Below are 19,217 nucleotides of genomic sequence, written 5' to 3' on the forward strand. Positions count from 1 at the left end.
TCGCCAGGAAGGTCGCCAGGAAGGTCGCCAGGAAGGTCGCCAGGAAGGTCGCCAGGAAGGTCGCCAGGAAGGTCGCCAGGAAGGTCGCCAGGAAGCTAAGTTAGAAGCTATTCCTCGGTTATTGGCATTAGGATTGAGTGTGGAACAAGTAGCGGTGGCTCTCGATTTGACAGTGGTGCAAGTACAACAAGCAGTCCAGAATCAGTCTGGCTGATAGTGGACGCTGCTTGCGTCTAATGTAATTAGCAAGTGCGTAGGTGTAGCCAACGCACTTCAAAACCTGGGTTACTTACATCTTACCGTGTTGCATTTGTAGCTACTGCTTGAACCTCTGTTAAAATTTCCAATCAACTTTATACTTATCCTTAAAGAGCGATTCATCTTCCAAAAAAGTATATTTCAATACGTCGGAAATACCTTGTAAAAGTAAGTTACATATAGCTACCCTCGTAAGCATATACTATACTACAAATTTCAGCCTGAGACTATGACCAGCCAAGGACTGAGAGCATCACCAGAAGGTATAAGGGCAGCGAAAACAGCTTTAACAGACAAAACTTGGAGTCAGCATAAATTAGCAACAGCTTTAGGCATTACACGTCAACCAGTTTCCAAATTTTTTGCAGGTGAGTCGATTTCCCGCTCTTGTTTTGTGCAAATTTGCCAACAGCTAGGGTTATCTTGGCAAAAGGTCGCTGGCTTACCTGAAGATGTGGCATTTGAGACAACTCCTAAAACGCAATTCAAAAGTGCTGATCTCGATACACTGGTGCGGGAAGTGCGGCAAAAACGCCAAGACAAAATTCAAGACCAGTGCAGCACCTTGCAAATGTTGGATATTACCCAGACAATCCAACTGATCGATATTTACACCGATATTAATATTTTAGAGAAGATAACTAACCTGCAATGGCGAGAAATTTCTGACCTGTTGAAAGACTTCAAATCTGAATCAAATTTTAATCAACTTGGAGGATACAAGAGTCAGAGAAAATTACCAGGCTTAGAAGTAGTATTGCAGCACTCAAAACTAATGGTGCTGGGTAAACCAGGATCGGGTAAAACCACATTTTTACAATATTTAGCGATTGAGTGTAACAAAGGCAAGTTTCAGCCAAACCGCATTGCCATTTTTATTAGGATGAAAGAATTTGCTGAAGATGCTCAAAGTGACAGCCAATTGAATCTATTGAACTACATCATTCAAGAATTTATCAATTGCAGTATTGAACAAGAATCAACCAAAATTCTGCTAGCTGAGGGAAAACTGCTGATTTTGCTAGATGGATTAGATGAAGTAGCAGTAGAAAAAGCAGATCAAGTCACAAGAGAAATTCGTAGATTTGCTCAGACTTTTTATCGGAATCAGTTTGTTATTAGTTGTCGAATTGCTGCCCATAAATACAGATTTCAGGGATTTACTGAAGTTGAGGTGGCAGACTTTGACCAAGAGCAAGTAGAGATTTTTGCAAAAAATTGGTTTGTTGCAGTTGCTTTTAATTCCAGGGAAGATGGGGAAGTCATAGGAAATTTATTTATTAATCAGCTGCATCTACCAGAAAATCAGCATATCCGAGAATTAGCAGTTACTCCAATACTGTTGCATTGGATTTGCCTAGTGTTCCAAGTAAAAGATGGATTCTCCTTAAACCCAGCGAAGTTATATGAACAAGCACTGAATATTTTGATGTTCAGATGGGATGAAATTAGAGGTATTAAACGCGATCGCGTTGGTGATAATTTGACTCTAGTCAGCAAAAAAAAGCTACTTTCTCAACTTGCGGCTATAACCTTTGAGCATGGAGATTACTTTTTTGAAAAAGAAAAGATTCTGCAACTTATTGCTGACTATCTGGATACTTTAGCCGGAATTAATTCAGAAGCAACTCAATTGCAGCTAGTTCAAGAAGCAGTTTTAAAAGAGATTGAAGTACAAAATGGGTTATTGGTGCAAAGGGCACAAGAAATTTACTCCTTTTCTCATTTGACGCTCCAAAAGTATTTTACAGCTAGAAAATTTGTTGAATTTCCTCAAGTCCAAAATTGGAATAATCTAGTTAATCATATAACTGAAAAGCGCTGGCAGGAAGTATTTTTATTAACTGTTGGTATGTTGGCAAATTCTGATGAAATTCTACAGATTATGAAGCAAAAAATTGATTTGCTAGTAGCTGAAGACAAGAGATTACAGTATTTTCTAACCTGGCTACACCAGAAATCTAGTTCCGTATCTACCCAATACAAAGCAGCAGCCATTCGTGCTTTTTACCTGGTTTGCGTTGAGCAAAGCTCACATCGCGCCTTTGTTTATCCTTCTGGTTATGACCTTGAATACGCCCTTGTTGGTAACATCGCTTTTGACCCTGACCTTGCTCTTGATGAATTTCTATTTAGTACTATTGCCTGTATTAACGAACTTGATTTTGCCTTTGAGCATAGCCTCAATGATGCCCTCGATCATGCTCATGCCTTTGCCATTGCTTTTGATGAAACTGTTGATCTTGTTGTTAATCCGAAATTGAAGCAAGTGTTGCAAAAACTTAAAAAACAACTGCCATCTATAGACAGCAATCCAGAGAAATTTAGGGAATGGTGGCAAGCTAAGGGGAAAGTCTGGGGTGAACAATTAAGAGATATAGTGATTAAGTATCGCAATATTGGTTACGATTGGCAATTCGATGAGCAGCAAAAAGAATTACTTCAGCAATATTACGATGTGAATAAATTGCTAGTAGATTGCCTCAATAGTGCTGCTGATGTAACTGCAAGAGTACGAGAGGACATTGAGGAGACATTATTATTAGCGATCGCAGATATTGAAAAGGTACGCAATTCCGATACTAATAGCTAAATATTTTGTATTTCCAGCTAATATTTTATCAACTCATTAGGCATCTTCAAGAAGTCGGGGATCTTTTTGTTCGTAAGTCTGCACAGGTTCCTATATCTGAGGAAAGGGTTAGAGGAGATTCATACCAGCGAAAGAGCAATTAAATATGTCGAACCGTTAAATTGCTATTAATATCGTCAGCAAGGAGCACTTATGACAAATAATTTAGTAGGCGGCATCATTCCCCCACAGCAACCAATAGCAGCACAATCTGATGCTCATATCCTGAAGAGTCGGTTGGAATGGGGCGAACCAGCTTTTACAATATTGGATGTGCGCGATCGCACGACCTACAACCAAGGTCACATCCTGGGAGCGATACCAACGCCAATAGATGAATTGGTAGAGCGTGCAATATCTTCTTTGGATAAAAGCCGTGATATTTACGTTTACGGCGCTAATGAGCAAGAAACTGCCGAAGCCGCACAACAACTACGTTCTAATGGATTTGAGCATGTCTCCCAACTCAAAGGTGGTCTTGCTGGATGGAAGGAGATTGGTGGCCCAACAGAAGGGATTGTTGAATCAAGAACTCCCCCTGGTGCAGATGATTACAATGTTGTAGCCCGGCTACAAAATCACCAAGAAAATCTCCAAAAGGGTGGTAGTAGCACTACGGAAGCCATTAAGCAGGGAGTCAGTAATCTCAAAGAAGGTATTCAAGAGGGAGCTAGTAACCTCAAGGAAGGCATTCAAGAGGGAGCCAGTAACCTCAAGGAAGGCATTCAGGAGGGAGCTAGTAATGTCAAGAAAAATCTTGATGAATCTAAAACTCCTAGAAACACTGATGATTCCAACTTTGGCTCTTAAGCAAAAAATAACTTAGCATGGGGGTTTGTAGTAAGCACTTTAGTCCTTACTACAACTTACCTATAAATTTCAATTTGACATATCACTAGTGGTCTGTACCATTAAATTTGACGGATAAAAGAACGAACCGCATTCGCGCAGCGTCTCCCTTTGGGAGAAGGACGCAGAGAGCGCAAAGTTAAGAGATAAAGAAGAGAAATTGAAATTTGATGGGTGAGACACTTCTTAAAACTCTCTTTTTTCTCTCACTCTGCGTCCTCTGCGCCTCTGTGGTTCGCTTCTTTACCCCTCAAACTTCGCTTGATAAAAGATCGACAAGCAATAAGAATTTCTTGTCCCTACTCCCCATTCCCTATTTGATCAATGTTCAAACAAATCCTTAAATTGCCACAAATCTAGGGAAACTATCGTTGGCAGAAATTCAAAGCATTCTTGAGCAACTTGCCAACGTTCTTCTCGTTTGAGCATTTCGATTAGCTTCTGTTGCACGCTAAGTAAATAGCGCACATCATTGGCAGCATAACTTAGTTGAGCTTCAGATAAGCTAGCCGCGTTACCCCAATCAGAACTTTGAGAGCTTTTATCTAGTTCCACTTTTTCTAACTCTTGCACCACATCTTTAAGTCCGTGGCGATTTGTGTAAGTACGGGCTAATTTACTAGCAATTTTAGTACAAAAAACAGGACTAACCTGAATCCCCAGATTAGCTCGCAAAGTAGCCAAGTCAAATCGAGCAAAGTGAAACACTTTTACGACATTGACTGCTTCTAAGAGTTTTTTTAAGTTGGGCGCGTCAGTTTGTCCTTTAGCTATGCGGATCACAGTCACTTTCCCCTCTGGGTTGGACAGCTGGACAAGACACAAGCGATCGCGCAGTGGCAATAATCCCATTGTCTCTGTATCAACTGCGATCGCTGTCGATTCTAAATACTGGCTAAGGGCTGCGTCACTGAGATCGCGATCGCTCACCTGAAAATCTTGTAATGTCATCAATCTTTTAAAAAAAATAGCAGTGCCCAGCAAACAAAAGTCTTGTCAGACACTACATTATTATTGTGCAGAAAAGTCAAAAATTAAATCTACCTAGTGCGAAAAAACATTTGTGTCAGGTAGACTTCACCTTGATTATTAGTAGCAACGCCGATTCCAGTGAGGTTATAATTTCCTTTCAAATTCTTTAGATGCCCAGGACTCTTGATCCAACCAGTAACAGCTTCCTCTACAGGGTTGCTATATCCCCGATTAAAAGCAACATTTTCCGCCGCACTGTTGTAGCGAAGAGGGATAGCCTTGACTCGTCCTTCAAATCCCTGATGGCTAAATGGGGTTTTACCTTTAGCCATATTTTGACTATGAATTCTTGCCTGTCGAGTTAAATTTGCATTTAAAATCAACTTTGGTAGCCCTTTAGAAGCCCGATATCGATTAATTTGGTCAAATACTGATTTTTCTAGCTCAGTAGTTTTAAAAGTAGGAGTCGATATTGCAACCTGACTAGAAAAAAGCGACAACAGCTTATTACGGGTGGATGTATTCGTAGAAGTATGAGTTGGTATCGGAACAGCCGTTAATCCACTAGCAAGGACAAGCGCACTTAAAGCGATGCCAAAAGCAGTTTGTCGGAACATGGAGAATTGCGTAATGTGTAGAGATATAAGACTTATACTTTAGCTCATTGTTCCGACGATATGCACCACAATACTATTAAGTATTGATGAATTTCGGCAATTTGGCTACATCCTTATATAAGGAACATAAACAATCATTTGTAATTGTCAATACTTCAATAGTCAACTTCATGAAAATTACGGTTAATTTTGCTGAAAATTTGAAATTTTCAGGAATTAATATGAGATATGCAAATTAGATGTAGTTTACATTAACAAAGAATTTCAGAAAAAACCTCAATTTCGCCAAAACGATCAGCGAAGAAAGATTTGTGTGAAGTAGATTTCGCCTCCACTGTTACTAGCGACACCAATCCCTGTGCGATCGTAATTACCTCTAATATTGGCAAGATGCCCTGGACTTTCAAGCCATCCTTGAACAGCTATTTTGGCAGGATCGCTATATCCCTGATTAAAAGCGACATTTTCACTAGCGGCTCTGTAAGAAATACCGATCGCTATAATTCGCTGTGAAAATCCCGTATGTCCAAAGGTAACTGCGCCATTAGCCATGTTTTGGCTGTGAATCCTGACTTGATTATCGATCGCAGCATTACGAGTCAAAACTGGTAGCCCTTGAGAAACTCTGTAGCTATTTATTTGGTTGAAAATTGACTGTTCTAGAGCAGCAGTGTCGATGCTAGGTTCTACCATCTGAAAGACTAGCTTTGGTTAAGGGTTTCCAACTCTTCTTGTACCACGCGTAACACCCTAGCAATATATTCTGCCCGCCACTGTTCCCGTTCCTGAGTTACTGTGGTATCCGGCTCATAAGCTTCAATCTCAGTAGCCGATAAAATCCCTTTAACTTCTAGCAACCTTTCAATGGTGTCCAGCCGTTCATGCAGCACAGATACCTCGCCAGCCAAAGCCATAACGATCGCTAGCAATTTATCAGTTTGCGGATTTTCTAAGTAAACAGGCCGTTTACCCTTAGCTATTTTTACCATCCGAATACCAATTCTCCAAAAATAACACTACACAAAAAAAAGCCGGAAACCCAGAGAAAATCCGACTTTCTCAATTACGAATTACGAATTAGGGACTTCCAAATAAAAAAATATCCAATTAACTCTTGTGGGGTGGGCGTCTCGCCCGCCCTATGGACTGGGCGGGCGAGACGCCCACCCCACAATATTGGATAATTTATTTCTTGGAGTTCCGTTACGAATTACGAATTACTACTTAGTTGCAGCAACTACAAACCAAGTGCCTTGACTGCCTGATTTCCCATTTTTAAACAGTCCATTCGTTACCTTGGCTTTCCACGCTCCATTTGGGACAAATTTCTCGAGAACCTTATCTGCTGCAAAACCAGCCTTAGTAACTAGGGATACCAAATCCAGATCGCGTGCAGCACTCCAGAAGGGTTCGTTGTTGTTAGCGGTTTCCCAATCATAAATAAACTGCGTATAAACATCCATGTGACGATAAAGGGGTGCTTCCACATGGATCATCATGCCGCCAGGAGCCAGTAGACGATAAGATTCTTGCATAACTTTACGGATGGCTGGCGGGGGAATTTCATGCAGTAAAATGTGAGAAACCACTAAATCAAATGATTCATCAGGGAAGTTAGTGTGTTCGGCATTTTGCTGAGAGAAGTGTACCCGTTTTCCCAAAGCTTCGGCTCTTGCATGAGCGTAACGCAGCATAGATGCACCTACATCTATAGCATGGACTTCTGCATCTGGGAAACCATCTACATAAGGTAATGTACTATTGCCGACAGAACATCCCATATCAAGGATTTTTCTCGGTCGAAAGTCAGGATGTTCTGATAGTAGGTAGTTTTGAACTATAGATAGCCCCATATCATCGTTCAGGGGCCCCAACCAACCTAGACCATAAACATAAACGCCGCGATCGTAGGTTGCGCCGGCAGTGACATCATCAGCGGTGAATTCACTGTGATATCCTCCAGGCATACAGTGAATATCTACAGCTTTTTGATGAGTAGGTATTTCAAAATTTGAGTCAAGGGTTAAAGTACCCAGTTCACCTCCTTGATCTTTGGCGCGCTCAATCAATTCTGGTAGTTGTCTGTCAACGTTGGCATTTACAGCATCCCATAACATTTCCTGGTTGATGCGCTTGAGGGCACTAGTCCAGCGATAATAGGGTTCGTGCTGCATTACTTCCCGAATTTCAAAACGATTCTGGGGGGGACGCTGATGTTCTTGTTCAAATCTCGGCTTGCCTAGTTTTTCATAAACTACCTTATTACCAGGAGAGATATTCCTGAAAATGTGCATTTTTAGACTTTGCACAAAGTTTTGGCGTGCTAACTCGTCGTGAGTAGGTTGCGGTAGCATCGCGTGTTTGAATTGTTGATCCATATATTGCTTTTTTCCCAATATTTTACGTAGATTTACGCTGGATATAATAACTTGGCTACTGTTTGTACATCTTTATCACCGCGTCCAGAGCAGTTAATGACAATCCGAGGACTGCCAGTTAGTTGAGGACAGAGGGTTTCGAGGTAGGCGATCGCATGGGCTGTTTCTAATGCCGGGATAATCCCCTCCAATTTCGATAATCGCTGGAATGCCTCTAAAGCCTCTGCATCCGTCACACTATAGTATTCAGCGCGACCAGTATCTTTCAAATAGCTATGTTCTGGGCCCACACCGGGATAATCTAATCCGGCACTAATTGAGTGTGCCTCAATGATTTGCCCATCTTCATCTTGCAGCAGATAGCTCATTGCTCCATGCAATACACCAACTCGTCCTTTTGTCAAGGTTGCTGCGTGTTTTTGAGTATTGACACCTTCTCCAGCTGCCTCAACCCCAATTAATCGTATAGAAGACTCATTAATAAATTCATAAAATAGCCCCATTGCATTGGAACCACCACCCACACAAGCCAACAAAATATCAGGCAATCCACCCCACTTTTCTATTGCTTGGGCGCGAGTTTCTTCGCCGATTACTGCATGGAAATCACGTACCATCATTGGGTAAGGATGTGGCCCTGCGACTGAACCCAGGATGTAGTGGGTACTTTCTACATTTGTCACCCAATCCCGAATTGCTTCAGAAGTCGCATCCTTCAAAGTTCCAGTTCCCGCCTCTACCGGACGCACTTCTGCCCCCATCAGCCGCATTCTGAACACATTTAAAGCTTGGCGTTCCATGTCTTGAACGCCCATGTAAATCACGCATTCCAGCCCAAAACGAGCGCAAACTGTGGCTGTCGCAACTCCATGTTGTCCCGCACCCGTTTCGGCAATAATCCGTTGCTTACCCATGCGTTTTGCCAACAATACCTGACCAAGAGCATTATTGATTTTGTGAGCGCCAGTATGATTTAAATCTTCACGTTTCAAGTAAATTTGTGGCCCGGTGCGATCGGGTCGGGCATAATTAGCAGTCAGCCGTTCAGCAAAATACAATGGTGTCGCACGTCCTACATAGTCCCGTAACAACTGCTGTAGTTCTGCTTGAAAACTGGGGTCATTGCGGTATTGCTGATAAGCTGTTTCTAACTCAGCAAGGGCAGGCATAAGCGTTTCAGGTACATACTTACCGCCAAAGCGTCCAAAGCGGCCTAGCGTATCTGGAACCTGAGCAATTCTTGGAGATAGAGGAGTGGTAGTCACAGGCTGTTTTTGATGACGGGAATGACTTAATTATTATAGAAAGTCTGGGGCATATCTGGGGAATGGGGAATGGGGAATGGGGCATGGGGCATTGGGCATGGGGGAATGGCACTAAGAAAAGCTATAAGCTTTGCTCTAACTGGTTCCCAGCCTGGAGGCTGGGAACCCATTCTCGGAGGCTCCGCCTCCAGTGGGCTGACCAGAGGCAGCAGCCTCTTGGAATACATTCCCAGTCTTCAGACTGGGAACGAGGTGACACAAGCCTTTCGCCTTTTCTTAGTGCCATTCGGACATGGGGTATGGAGAGTGGGGTGATGAGGGGGATGAGGGAGTAGAAGTTGCAGTCAGTTTTTATCCTCTGCCTCTTATGCCCAATGCCCAATGCCCAATTATTTTGAATCCCTTGCAATGTGTTTGTGATGTTAGCCTAGAAATTGACATCCCAGCAGAATAGTTACGTAGAAGTTTCCACTGCCTTTGAAATTTTTCTTAAACATTCATTTTTATGTCTTCTTCCAATCCCAAATCTTCCGACAAAGGCTTTGTCTACCGCGAATTTGGCAATGACAACTCAGCCGCTACAGAAAGACCAATTCCAGAACTGCCCCCACAACAACAAAATCTTAAAGTACAAGCTTCCCGCAAAGGACGCAAAGGGAAAACCGTCACAGTGGTTAGTGGTTTTCAAGTCAAACCGGAAACCTTGGCAGATTTGGTGAAGCAGTTGAAAACTCAGTGTGGTACTGGTGGGACAGTTAAAGATAACGAAATTGAAATTCAGGGCGAACACAAGCAGAAAATTGTCGAGATTTTGACCAAGCTAGGTTACAAAGCAAAAATTAGCGGTGGCTAATGTTAAGTGTGGTTTCCCGCATCTTAAGCATGACCTAGATTAACAGAGAGAATGTTATCTTTGAAAGGTACAAGTATGCTTGAAAAGTAGTAAACTACTTCACCAACAAGCTGTTTTTTGTGAGATGAACAGGAGGTTTAAATGGATTTAGTTCGGATTCTGTGTGCCATTTTCCTGCCGCCTTTGGGAGTTTTTTTACAAGTAGGTTTTGGTATAGATTTTTGGATTAACATACTTTTGACGCTTTTTGGTTACATTCCTGGGATTATTCATGCAGTGTGGATAATTGCTAAAAAATAATTCTTTGTAAAAGATAGGTTGAGTGTACCAATATTGGCGTTACTAATTCTGAGCAATGTTGGTGTAGGGGCAATTCATGAATTGCCTCTATAAAAAAGGTTATGAGATTAACTATTTTATAGTTCAATACAGTTCAGTTAAGGGAACTCCAAGAAATAAATTATCCAATATTGTGGGGTGGGCAACATGAGCGCCCAGTCCATAGGGCGGGCGAGACGCCCACCCCACAAGAGTTAATTGAATATTTTTATATTTGGAAGTCCCTAAGGGCTACTGGTAACAATTTTAGGTTTTGAGACGCGATAAATTGGCAACAATTTTGGGTTTTTGAGACGCGATAAATCGCCGTCTCTACAAGGGTTGTTTTATTAGGGCTAGCGCGTCTCAAACCCTATAGTTACTACCTAATAAAATCCAATATCTAAATAAAAGTTGTAAAAATAGTATTTATCAAGTTTCAAATTTAGGCTTGTTTGTGGCGGGAAATGCTGAATTAGCTCTCATTCTTTAACATCGCATACAGTCTAAACTCTAGAAGTAAGGGGCAGATGTGTAATTGCCATTGCACAGTTGATACATTCAAATCTTTGATTAATCCAGTGCGTATATTTAGTACCCAGCCGTGAACCATAGGCGCTTTTCGCTGATGGAGTACCTGACGCATGATGGAAGTTTGGTAAAGATTTTTCACTTGCGCCACAACATTGATTTCCGCCAAACGATTCAGACGTTCTTCTCTTGTTGGCAAGGCATCAATTTCTTCTTGTTTCTCTAAATACAGTTCCCGAATCGGATTTACCCAGTTATCAAGAATTCCGATGGTTCTTCCTTCTAAAGCGGCTTTAATTCCTCCACAATCATAGTGACCACAAACGATTACGTGTTCCACTTTCAGATGTAAAATTGCGTATTCTAAAACGGCTAAAAAGTTTATATCTGTTAGAGAAACTTGATTGGCAATATTACGATGTACAAATAACTCTCCTGGTTCTGTACGGGTAAAGCTTGTTAATGCCAGACGACTATCAGAACACCCAATGTATAGAAAAGGTGGTGTTTGTCCGGTAGATAATTCTTCAAAGTAAGTTGGGTCTATAGCTAGTTTCTCGGCAACCCAAGCCTGATTATTTCTGAAGAGTTCATCAATGCTGTTATATTTCATCTTTCGTCAAATTTGAGAGAGAATCTCATCAATATTTTAACTTATCTACAGTTTTCTTTAAATCAAGATGAACTTTTTCAGAGCTAAAATATTATCAAGATGACAATGTTTTTCTACAGCATTAATATGATTTTTGTATAAATTGTCAAAAGCTATAGCGTTTATCGAGTAAGTGCGGTGTAACTTGTAAGTACTGACTCCTTCAATACACAGATAAACTTTCTGATGATAGCTAAGATAACTTCACAAAGATGGCAAATTTGAGGTTGAGATATTAAGTTATCAGCTTCAATCGGGGGCAACAACTTTGTTATCGTGATGATGGTTGATTGACCAACGGTGATCAATAGTTACAGAGGAAAACTCACAAATTTCTTCTAGTCGCTTTTGTTGTACAGCAGCTTTACGGAGAGTAATAATTAGCTGATTCACTTGATGCCGTAAATCTGGATTATCATTTACTGCTAACATAGTTTGTCTTTCTAAGAGTTGAAGTATAAGTTCGTAATGAATAGGTGAAGGTAGAGGGATTTGCTCCATGAAGTTAAATTTTGATTTTATATTTGGTATTTTTTATCAGTCAGAGTTTGTCTCTTATTAATGAATTGTTACATAAGAAATAACTAATTGTTTATGGCTTTAATTTGATTAGCAATGAAGATTTGGCAAAGATATTGATGATATTTAATGGCAAAATGCTGCGTATCTACGCATAGTATGCCCAATTGCCAACTATTTTGTGCAGTTGCCCTGCGCTTTTTAGGGCAGGGAAGGTGTAACTTTTCAGAAATTCCTCGGTAATATATGGGCGATCGCAGCGCCGGGATCTGGTTGTTTTACCAAGGATTCTCCAATGAGTACAGCAGATGCGCCTGCTGTCAGCACCAAACTCAAATCATCTGGGTTGTGTAGTCCTGACTCGCTGACAACAAGGATGTTTTTCTCCTGCAATTGGCTACCCCTTGCAGCTAAAAGTTGGTAAGTAGTTTGCAGATCAACAGAGAAATCTTCCAAATTGCGATTATTGATTCCTACCAAGGAGACTCCATCCAAGGCTAACACACGGTCAAGTTCTGCCAAGCTATGGACTTCAATCAAGGCTGCCATTTTCAGATTGTTAGCAATTTTCAGGAAGTATTTCAAATCTTGATCGCTCAGGATAGCTGCAATCAACAAAATAGCATCTGCACCCTGAACCCGCGCTAAGTATATTTGGTAAGCATAAATAATAAACTCTTTGCACAGTAGGGGTAAATCTACGGCAGCGCGAACCTTGGCTAAATTGTCAAAACTGCCTTGAAAAAACTTGACATCTGTTAGCACCGAAAGACAACTAGCACCACCTTGTTGATAAGAAAGGGCGATCGCTACTGGGTCAAAATCTGCTCGTAAAACGCCTTTGCTAGGTGAAGCTTTTTTAACTTCGGCAATCAATGCTGGTTTAGTCTTACCTTGGCGCAAAGCGGCGACAAAATCACGGGTTGGCGGCGCAGTGAGTACCTGTTTCACCAATTCTTGCAAAGGAACCTTTTCCCGCATTTGGTCATATTCTACTTCTTTCTGCCAGACAATTTCTTCCAAAATGTTGTTTGGCGCTGCATCAGGCACGGCAGCCTGATAACGTAATATTGATACATCAATAGCTGGGTTAGGTGAACGACGACGGATTTGCATAATTTGTCATTAGTCATTGGTCAGTGGTCATTTGTCAATGGTCATTTGTCCTTGTTTATTAGCAAAGGACAAATGACAAAGGACAAATAACTAAATGGCTCGTTTATAAGCTTCGTCTAAGACTTCCGAGAGTGTCGGGTGGGCGTGAACTAGATGTGCCAAGCTTTGGACAGATTGACGGTTGGCGATCGCAGCTGACGCTTCATGAATTAAGTCTGAGGCGTGCAGTCCGAAAATGTGAACGCCCAAGACTTCTCCGGTGTCTTTGCGATATATCACTTTGGCAATACCGTCGGCTTCATTTTCTGCTAAAGCTTTGGAATTTCCTTTGAAATAACTCCTACTTGTGGCGATTTCAAATCCTTCGGCTTGTCCTAACTCCTTAGCTGCTGTTTCTGTTAAGCCCACATAGCTAACTTCTGGGTGGGTAAACGCTGCTGCGGGGATGCTGCGATAGTCTACTATTCTTTCCCTCCCAACTATGTTTTCTACCGCGATGATGCCTTGAGCAGAAGCCGCATGTGCCAACATCATCTTCCCATTAGCGTCGCCAATTGCCCACAAATGCGGCACGACTTCACCTGCTGATAGCACTGCCATGCGATCGTCAACTGGGATAAAATTCCGCCGATCGAGTTCTACACCCACAGACTCTAAACCCAGATTTTTGGTCGCTGGGATGCGTCCCGTAGCTACCAAGCAAGCATCTACTTCGATGACATCTACATCTTCTTTGGTTTTGAAATCTGCTAACTCAATTACCACGGGTGAACCTGGGATAACTTTTTTGGCGTATATCCCGACTTTCGTTTCAATATCGCGGGGAGTAATCAGCACCCGTTCAGCAAGTTTGGCAATATCGCGGTCAAATCCTGGCATTAACTGATCTAGGGCTTCAATTAAGGTGATTTCACAACCCAAAGCTGAGTAAATATCAGAAAATTCCAAGCCGATGTAACCACTACCAATAATGGCTATCCAGTCTGGTAAAGACTCTAATTTTACACCTTGATCGCTGGTAAAGACAGTTTTGCCGTCTACTTCAATCCCCGGAGGTACAAAAGGAATTGAACCAGGTGAAAGGATGATGTCTTTGGCTGTGATGGTTTTTTCACCGCCGTCTCCAGAGATCGAGACTTTTTGCGCCCCAACGATTTTTCCCCAGCCTCGGATGATATCGACTCCTAGACGTTTGAGGCTGTTGGTTAAATCGCCTTGAATTTTCGAGACGAGATTGGTAGCATGGTTGGCGATCGCTTGGCGATCGAATTCCACGCTACCAATTTGAATTCCCAGTGACTTGAGGTGGTGGGCATTGCGTAACTCCCGCACACGTCCAGATGCCGCCAGCAGCGCTTTAGAAGGAATACAGCCCCGATTAACACAGGTTCCTCCCATATCAGCAGCTTCAATAATTGCTGTTTTCAAACCACAACTTACGGCGTGTAAGGCTGCGCCATGTCCGCCTACACCAGCGCCGATAATTACTAAATCGTAATCATATCCTTGACTCACGTTAGTTTCCCCGTCTGCTTCGCCTATTTATTCTCAACTTGACCGACAATCAGCGCAATCCTTTTAACAGTTATCAGTTATCAGTTTTATCGCTGAACTCTAAATCCCTCACCTTACATTACCCTGACTGTTTACTGTTGACTGTTCACTGATTTCAGGTTTGGGTGTTGCTAACTTAAATTATGATTCACTCACTTCTGGCGAAAATATGGATATTTTCATTATATGGTTTGGTTTTCCCAGAAAAGCGACAATGAATTAGGTGAGTATTTGCAGGATAATGAAGCTGATTTCAGTTCTGAGCTAGTTAATAGACATCTCCGAAAAAGAATTGTTTTGACGTAGCACTGCTACGTCTCTACAAGGGTTATGGGTAACGCATCTTTAATTTCTGGAGATGTCTAATGAATAAAAATTGCATTCTCATCCCGATTCCCAATGCCCAATGCCCAATACCCACACCTTTTTCTTTACAGCGCGTTAGCCTAACACTAAGCTGGATTTAGGATTCATCCAGAGGATTTACACAGGCGATCGCTCGATGTCTATTCCCCAAATTAGTGAATTTACTATCCGCCGTCATGCCAACGCCAAATCTTTCCAGCGAGGCGAGGCATATTATGAGGCTGGTGCTGTTAATGCCGTTATCCAACGTGGTCATCTGCTTCAGGCGGATGTTACAGGCAGTGAAGCTAGACCTTATCATGTCAACCTGAGTTTCGATAGCAGTGGCTTAACTTCAGTAAAATGCACCTGTGCCTACGACTTGGAAGGGTGGTGCAAACATATTGTGGCGACGATGCTTGTCTGTGCCCGTAACTCAGAAAATATTGAGCAGCGCCCCACCCTAGAAGAACTACTAAATCGCATAGATTATATCCAAACTCAAAGGCTGCTGCAAGAGTTAGTCGCAGAATACTCACCACTAATCGAGGCGATTGACCGTCATGTAAGTTGGATGACGAATCCTGCTGACAACCAAACAAACATCAAACCTCTGCGCCGCAGAACTATTGACCCGACTCCCTTTCGACGGCAAGTACGGCAGATTCTCAAGGATACCGTGCGCTACTTTGAGGAAGGATATGAAGAAGACCCCATTGGCGAAGATTTGCTGAGTGTGGTGCAAACTGCGGTAGATTTTAGCGAACGGGGAGAAGGTGAAAATGCGATCGCTATTTTGGAAGCGATTACCTCTACCTGTGTGGAAAATTGGGATGATGTTGCCGAATATGGCGCTGAAAACGATGAAATTGTCGAGGAATTAAATAGTGCTTGGTGTGAAGCAATTCTCAGCACCCAACTTACCCCAGAAGAAAAAGTTGATATTCAAATCAATTTAGAAGCATGGCAAGATGATTGGAATGTTGATTTTGGCCTGATTATGGAGGCTTTGCGCCAAGGTTGGGATTATCCACCATTGCTACAAGTTCTCCAAGGTAATATTACGGAAAGAGGAGCTTGGGAAGAAGACGTGCCAGATTATGCAGATGATTTGGCATTAATTCGGCTAAAAATTCTCGAACGTCAAGAACGTTATGAAGAATACCTGTATTTAGCAGAAGCGGAAGGGCAAACCCAGCAATATCTGACCATGTTGGGGCGTTTAGGCAGGGTAGAAGAAGCAATTGATGCGGCTCAAACCCAGATGAACTCAATGGAAGAGGCTTTTGCCCTAGCGAAAACACTCAGCATTCAGGGAGCATTACAGCAAGCACTAGATATAGCCCAAAGTGGGTTAAGTTTACCAGGTAATTGTCAGTACGAATTGGGAATTTGGACAAGTGATTTAGCTAGTGAGTTGGGTAATAGTGAAGCTGCTTTATTAGCAATCAAGGCAGCTTTTCAAGTCAAGCCCTCCTTTGTGGACTACCAAAAGATGGCAGAATTGGCTGGGGAAAATTGGGAAAGTGTCAAAACAGACCTGCTGAGAATTGTTCGTACTTATAGTGGTTGGGGAACAGAATCAGCCAAGCTGGACATATTCTTGCATGAAGGGCTAATTGATGATGCAATTGCGATCGCTAGTGAACTTAGTTCTGATCATTCAGAATTAATTCACCGAGTCATGGATGCTGCTATCCCTCATAATCCTAGTTGGGTGATTGCTAATGCTCGTCTCCGTGCCGAAAAAATTATGGATGCAGGTAAAGCCGAATACTACTACTACGCGGTTGAATGGTTGAAAAAGGCGCGCAATGCCTATTTGGAATCTGGAAAGAAAGCTGACTGGTTAAGCTATCGGGAAAACTTGATGCAAACCCACGCCCGTAAACGTAAATTGATGGGAATGTTTAAGCAAAAGGGTATGGAATGAAGAGTGCTGAGTTCCGAGTGCTGAGTGAAGAGTTAGGAGTTAGGAGTGAACCAGCGCTGTAGGCGGGTTTCCCGCCGTAGGCGACTGGTGAAAGCGTTGCGTTCTCGACGTTAGGAGCGTCACCCGAAGGGCGCGAGAAATAATACGTCCGTGATTATTTACCATAAATAAATTTAGGGGGATTATCTTTTTACTTTTTAAGCCCACCTACTTATAATTCCATAGTTACTGATAAAAAAATAGCCCAGTGTGATGATTGATAAATATTCCCAGAATCTTATAGTGTCTTGCTTACCTCTGAGTATGCTTCTATTACTCGGCAGTATATATTCTAGTCCACTGAAAGCCCAGGCTATTGATACTACACAATTACCAACTAGTAATTTTATCCTGTCACAAAAACTCCCACCACCACAGGATGTCCAACCACCCTCACCTTCCCCACTTCCTACACCTGAATTGCCACAGCCACTTCCCCCACCAGCAGAACTATTTCCCCCATCTGCCCCAACTCCCACACCAGAGGAACCAATTCCTGGCAACTTTCCTCAAACTATTGTTGTTGAACGGTTTGAAGTTATTGGTAGCACAGTCTTTAGTGCCCAAGAGTTAGCCAAAGCCACTGCTGAATTTACCAAACGACCGATCTCGCTGACCGAAGTGTATCAAGCACGTTCTAAAATCACTGATCTATACGTCAAAAATGGTTACATTACCTCTGGTGCATATATCCCACCCCAAACAATCCAATCCGGTGTTGTCAAGATTCAGGTGGTCGAAGGTAAATTAGAGGGTATCCAGGTAACTGGAACTCGACGGTTGAATCCGAATTATGTCCGTAGCCGACTAGCAATAGCGACATCACCACCTCTGAATCGCCAGCGTCTATTAGAAGCACTGCAACTTTTGCAACTTAATCCTTTGATTCAAAAAGTGACTGCTGAACTCTCAGAAGGATCGCGGATGGGTACGAGTCTCTTAGAAGTCAAGATCAGTGAGGCAAAAACCTTTAGTAGCCAAATAGTTCTTGATAATGGGCGATCGCCTAGTGTTGGCAGTTTCCGCCGCCGATTACAATTGAATGAAGCCGACTTATTAGGACTGGGAGATTCTCTGGGTATAGCTTACACTAATACCGATGGTAGCAACTCCCTTGATGCCAGCTATACATTACCAGTCAATCCTAAGAACGGAACCCTCAGCTTTAACTATGGCACTACGTCGAGTACTGTCATTGAACCTCCTTTCAATGCTTTAGATATCCAATCGGCTTCTCGCTATTACGAACTGACATTTCGCCAGCCTATAGTTCAAACTCCTACGCAAGAATTCGCCTTGGGGTTGACAGCCTCGCGACGGGAAAGTGAAGCCTCCTATATCAAAGGAGTACAACTACCTTTCCCCGGTTTAGGCGCTGATAACCAGGGACGCACCAAGGTATCTGCGTTGCGATTTTTTCAAGAATGGACTTCTCGTAACAGCCATGAAGTCATCGCCCTACGCTCTCAATTTAGCTTAGGTATCGATGTGTTAAATCCCACCATTAATCAAGAGCCTCCCGATGGCCGCTTTTTTGCTTGGCAAGGGCAAGGACAGTGGGTACGCCTTTTAGCTCCTGAAACCTTACTATTACTTCGTTTAAATACACAACTTGCAACCAGAACACTTTTACCTTTAGAGCAATTTGGCTTAGGTGGGCAGGATAGCATTCGTGGCTACCGTCAAGATTACCTGCTAACGGATAATGGCACTTTTGTTTCTGCGGAAGTTCAAGTACCGATTCTGCGTTTACCCCAGATAAATAGCACTTTACAGGTTGTCCCCTTTGTAGATTTTGGTGTTGGCTGGAATAGTTCCGGCAGAGACAACCCCAATCCTAATACTTTAGCTGCTGTTGGTTTGGGGTTGCGTTGGTCACAGAGCGATCGCTTCACTGTTCGTCTTGACTGGGGTATTCCTTTAATATCTGTTAACTCAAATGACAGAACATTACAAGAAAACGGTCTGTATTTTAGTTTACTTTATAATCCTTTTTAAAATTTAGGGGTCATTCTCTTGACCACCTCAACGAGAAGCTTTGCTAATAGAGGATTCTCGCCATTAAAAAATAAAAATCAGACGTTTAGGGACTTACAAATCAAAAAATATTCAATTAACTCTTGTGGGGTGGGCATCTTGCCCGCCCAGTCCATAAGGCGGGCAAGATGCCCACCCCACAATATTGGATAATTTATTTCTTGGAGTTCCCTTAAGACCCTTTGTTTTGAAATCTCTTGATCTAGCTTTCTTCTTTACCAGAGGCTAGACCAACAATTTTGAATGCTTGAATTTTGAATTGTTAATTTGGGTATCCTAAGAAATACAAGGTTGAATGATATAGACGAAGGGACAAAGTTTATAACTCAATACGCTTGGGTTAAGGGCT

At 42.3% G+C, this 19,217-nt stretch carries 17 protein-coding genes and 2 pseudogenes; 9 read left to right on the plus strand and 10 right to left on the minus strand.

The annotated features are described in order from the left end of the window. From V7K76_RS29280 to V7K76_RS29290, 3 genes and pseudogenes are all read left to right on the plus strand, one after another. A partial coding sequence (locus tag V7K76_RS29280; protein ID WP_335030336.1) for a hypothetical protein occupies positions 1 to 214 on the plus strand: 214 nt, incomplete at its 5' end. Between the two features lie 273 nt (positions 215 to 487). Next, positions 488 to 2,851 carry an NACHT domain-containing protein gene (locus tag V7K76_RS29285; protein ID WP_334777341.1) on the plus strand — a complete coding sequence of 788 codons (2,364 nt, stop codon included), beginning with the start codon at positions 488 to 490 and terminating at the stop codon, positions 2,849 to 2,851. A gap of 192 nt (positions 2,852 to 3,043) precedes the next feature. Next, positions 3,044 to 3,490: pseudogene (locus tag V7K76_RS29290) on the plus strand (rhodanese-like domain-containing protein); the annotation flags it as partial. Between the two features lie 570 nt (positions 3,491 to 4,060). On the opposite strand, the gene V7K76_RS29295 reads toward V7K76_RS29290, so the two are convergent. From V7K76_RS29295 to trpB, 6 genes and pseudogenes are all read right to left on the minus strand, one after another. After that, a complete protein-coding gene (locus V7K76_RS29295) occupies positions 4,061 to 4,690 on the minus strand; it encodes a ribonuclease H-like domain-containing protein (protein WP_334777342.1) in 630 nt (209 codons plus the stop codon). An 89-nt stretch (positions 4,691 to 4,779) separates the two neighbouring features. Continuing rightward, the gene (locus V7K76_RS29300) at positions 4,780 to 5,328 is read right to left on the minus strand and encodes a CAP domain-containing protein (protein ID WP_334777344.1); all 549 of its coding nucleotides are present in this window, start codon (positions 5,326 to 5,328) and stop codon (positions 4,780 to 4,782) included. A 294-nt stretch (positions 5,329 to 5,622) separates the two neighbouring features. After that, positions 5,623 to 6,006, minus strand: a pseudogene (locus V7K76_RS29305) (CAP domain-containing protein); the annotation flags it as partial. Between the two features lie 23 nt (positions 6,007 to 6,029). After that, positions 6,030 to 6,317 (minus strand): hypothetical protein, encoded by a 288-nt coding sequence (locus tag V7K76_RS29310; RefSeq protein ID WP_334777347.1) that lies wholly within the window; start codon positions 6,315 to 6,317, stop codon positions 6,030 to 6,032. 231 nt (positions 6,318 to 6,548) lie between these two features. After that, complete coding sequence (locus tag V7K76_RS29315; RefSeq protein ID WP_334777348.1) at positions 6,549 to 7,706, minus strand: class I SAM-dependent methyltransferase; 1,158 nt, start codon at positions 7,704 to 7,706, stop codon at positions 6,549 to 6,551. A 32-nt stretch (positions 7,707 to 7,738) separates the two neighbouring features. Next, the gene (gene trpB / locus V7K76_RS29320; protein ID WP_334777349.1) at positions 7,739 to 8,971 is read right to left on the minus strand and encodes a tryptophan synthase subunit beta; all 1,233 of its coding nucleotides are present in this window, start codon (positions 8,969 to 8,971) and stop codon (positions 7,739 to 7,741) included. Positions 8,972 to 9,076: 105 nt separating this feature from the next. Here trpB and V7K76_RS29325 point away from each other — a divergent pair, with 105 nt between their 5' ends. The 4 genes from V7K76_RS29325 (at position 9,077) to V7K76_RS29340 (ending at position 10,124) form a co-directional block, all read left to right on the plus strand. After that, on the plus strand, positions 9,077 to 9,286 hold the full coding sequence (locus V7K76_RS29325) for a hypothetical protein (protein ID WP_334777350.1): 210 nt from the start codon (positions 9,077 to 9,079) through the stop codon (positions 9,284 to 9,286). Continuing rightward, positions 9,264 to 9,425: a hypothetical protein gene (locus V7K76_RS29330; RefSeq protein ID WP_334777351.1), complete on the plus strand. Its 162-nt coding sequence runs from the start codon at positions 9,264 to 9,266 to the stop codon at positions 9,423 to 9,425. The genes V7K76_RS29325 and V7K76_RS29330 overlap by 23 nt, the downstream gene beginning before the upstream one ends. A gap of 51 nt (positions 9,426 to 9,476) precedes the next feature. Next, complete coding sequence (locus V7K76_RS29335; RefSeq protein ID WP_334696878.1) at positions 9,477 to 9,824, plus strand: translation initiation factor; 348 nt, start codon at positions 9,477 to 9,479, stop codon at positions 9,822 to 9,824. Between the two features lie 141 nt (positions 9,825 to 9,965). Next, a complete protein-coding gene (locus tag V7K76_RS29340; protein WP_179065728.1) occupies positions 9,966 to 10,124 on the plus strand; it encodes a YqaE/Pmp3 family membrane protein in 159 nt (52 codons plus the stop codon). A gap of 493 nt (positions 10,125 to 10,617) precedes the next feature. Here the strand turns inward: V7K76_RS29340 and V7K76_RS29345 are convergent, their stop codons facing one another. The 4 genes from V7K76_RS29345 to lpdA form a co-directional block, all read right to left on the minus strand. Beyond that, positions 10,618 to 11,286: a carbonic anhydrase gene (locus tag V7K76_RS29345; protein WP_334777353.1), complete on the minus strand. Its 669-nt coding sequence runs from the start codon at positions 11,284 to 11,286 to the stop codon at positions 10,618 to 10,620. Between the two features lie 288 nt (positions 11,287 to 11,574). Continuing rightward, positions 11,575 to 11,826, minus strand: coding sequence for a DUF5340 domain-containing protein (locus V7K76_RS29350; RefSeq protein WP_179069134.1), 252 nt, complete (start codon positions 11,824 to 11,826; stop codon positions 11,575 to 11,577). A 243-nt stretch (positions 11,827 to 12,069) separates the two neighbouring features. Next, positions 12,070 to 12,960 (minus strand): indole-3-glycerol phosphate synthase TrpC, encoded by an 891-nt coding sequence (trpC, locus tag V7K76_RS29355; protein WP_334777355.1) that lies wholly within the window; start codon positions 12,958 to 12,960, stop codon positions 12,070 to 12,072. 90 nt (positions 12,961 to 13,050) lie between these two features. Then, positions 13,051 to 14,475: a dihydrolipoyl dehydrogenase gene (gene lpdA, locus V7K76_RS29360; protein WP_334777357.1), complete on the minus strand. Its 1,425-nt coding sequence runs from the start codon at positions 14,473 to 14,475 to the stop codon at positions 13,051 to 13,053. Positions 14,476 to 15,016: 541 nt separating this feature from the next. Here lpdA and V7K76_RS29365 point away from each other — a divergent pair. Then, a complete protein-coding gene (locus tag V7K76_RS29365; RefSeq protein ID WP_334777359.1) occupies positions 15,017 to 16,792 on the plus strand; it encodes an SWIM zinc finger family protein in 1,776 nt (591 codons plus the stop codon). A gap of 252 nt (positions 16,793 to 17,044) precedes the next feature. Beyond that, positions 17,045 to 18,829: a ShlB/FhaC/HecB family hemolysin secretion/activation protein gene (locus V7K76_RS29370; protein WP_334777360.1), complete on the plus strand. Its 1,785-nt coding sequence runs from the start codon at positions 17,045 to 17,047 to the stop codon at positions 18,827 to 18,829. The last annotated feature ends 388 nt before the right edge of the window (positions 18,830 to 19,217 follow it).

It is taken from the genome of Nostoc sp. (assembly GCF_036917975.1).
GTDB lineage: Bacteria > Cyanobacteriota > Cyanobacteriia > Cyanobacteriales > Nostocaceae > Nostoc.

What these genes read in the sequence shown, in the direction of transcription:
- V7K76_RS29350 (WP_179069134.1), bottom strand. Translation starts at nt 11,826, where the DNA reads ATGGAGCAAATCCCTCTACCTTCACCTATTCATTACGAACTTATACTT.
- V7K76_RS29315 (WP_334777348.1), bottom strand. Translation starts at nt 7,706, where the DNA reads ATGGATCAACAATTCAAACACGCGATGCTACCGCAACCTACTCACGAC.
- V7K76_RS29345 (WP_334777353.1), bottom strand. Translation starts at nt 11,286, where the DNA reads ATGAAATATAACAGCATTGATGAACTCTTCAGAAATAATCAGGCTTGG.
- V7K76_RS29295 (WP_334777342.1), bottom strand. Translation starts at nt 4,690, where the DNA reads ATGACATTACAAGATTTTCAGGTGAGCGATCGCGATCTCAGTGACGCA.
- V7K76_RS29310 (WP_334777347.1), bottom strand. Translation starts at nt 6,317, where the DNA reads ATGGTAAAAATAGCTAAGGGTAAACGGCCTGTTTACTTAGAAAATCCG.
- V7K76_RS29330 (WP_334777351.1), top strand. Translation starts at nt 9,264, where the DNA reads ATGGGGTATGGAGAGTGGGGTGATGAGGGGGATGAGGGAGTAGAAGTT.
- V7K76_RS29340 (WP_179065728.1), top strand. Translation starts at nt 9,966, where the DNA reads ATGGATTTAGTTCGGATTCTGTGTGCCATTTTCCTGCCGCCTTTGGGA.
- V7K76_RS29370 (WP_334777360.1), top strand. Translation starts at nt 17,045, where the DNA reads ATGATTGATAAATATTCCCAGAATCTTATAGTGTCTTGCTTACCTCTG.
- trpC (WP_334777355.1), bottom strand. Translation starts at nt 12,960, where the DNA reads ATGCAAATCCGTCGTCGTTCACCTAACCCAGCTATTGATGTATCAATA.
- V7K76_RS29325 (WP_334777350.1), top strand. Translation starts at nt 9,077, where the DNA reads ATGGCACTAAGAAAAGCTATAAGCTTTGCTCTAACTGGTTCCCAGCCT.
- V7K76_RS29365 (WP_334777359.1), top strand. Translation starts at nt 15,017, where the DNA reads ATGTCTATTCCCCAAATTAGTGAATTTACTATCCGCCGTCATGCCAAC.
- V7K76_RS29285 (WP_334777341.1), top strand. Translation starts at nt 488, where the DNA reads ATGACCAGCCAAGGACTGAGAGCATCACCAGAAGGTATAAGGGCAGCG.
- V7K76_RS29335 (WP_334696878.1), top strand. Translation starts at nt 9,477, where the DNA reads ATGTCTTCTTCCAATCCCAAATCTTCCGACAAAGGCTTTGTCTACCGC.
- V7K76_RS29300 (WP_334777344.1), bottom strand. Translation starts at nt 5,328, where the DNA reads ATGTTCCGACAAACTGCTTTTGGCATCGCTTTAAGTGCGCTTGTCCTT.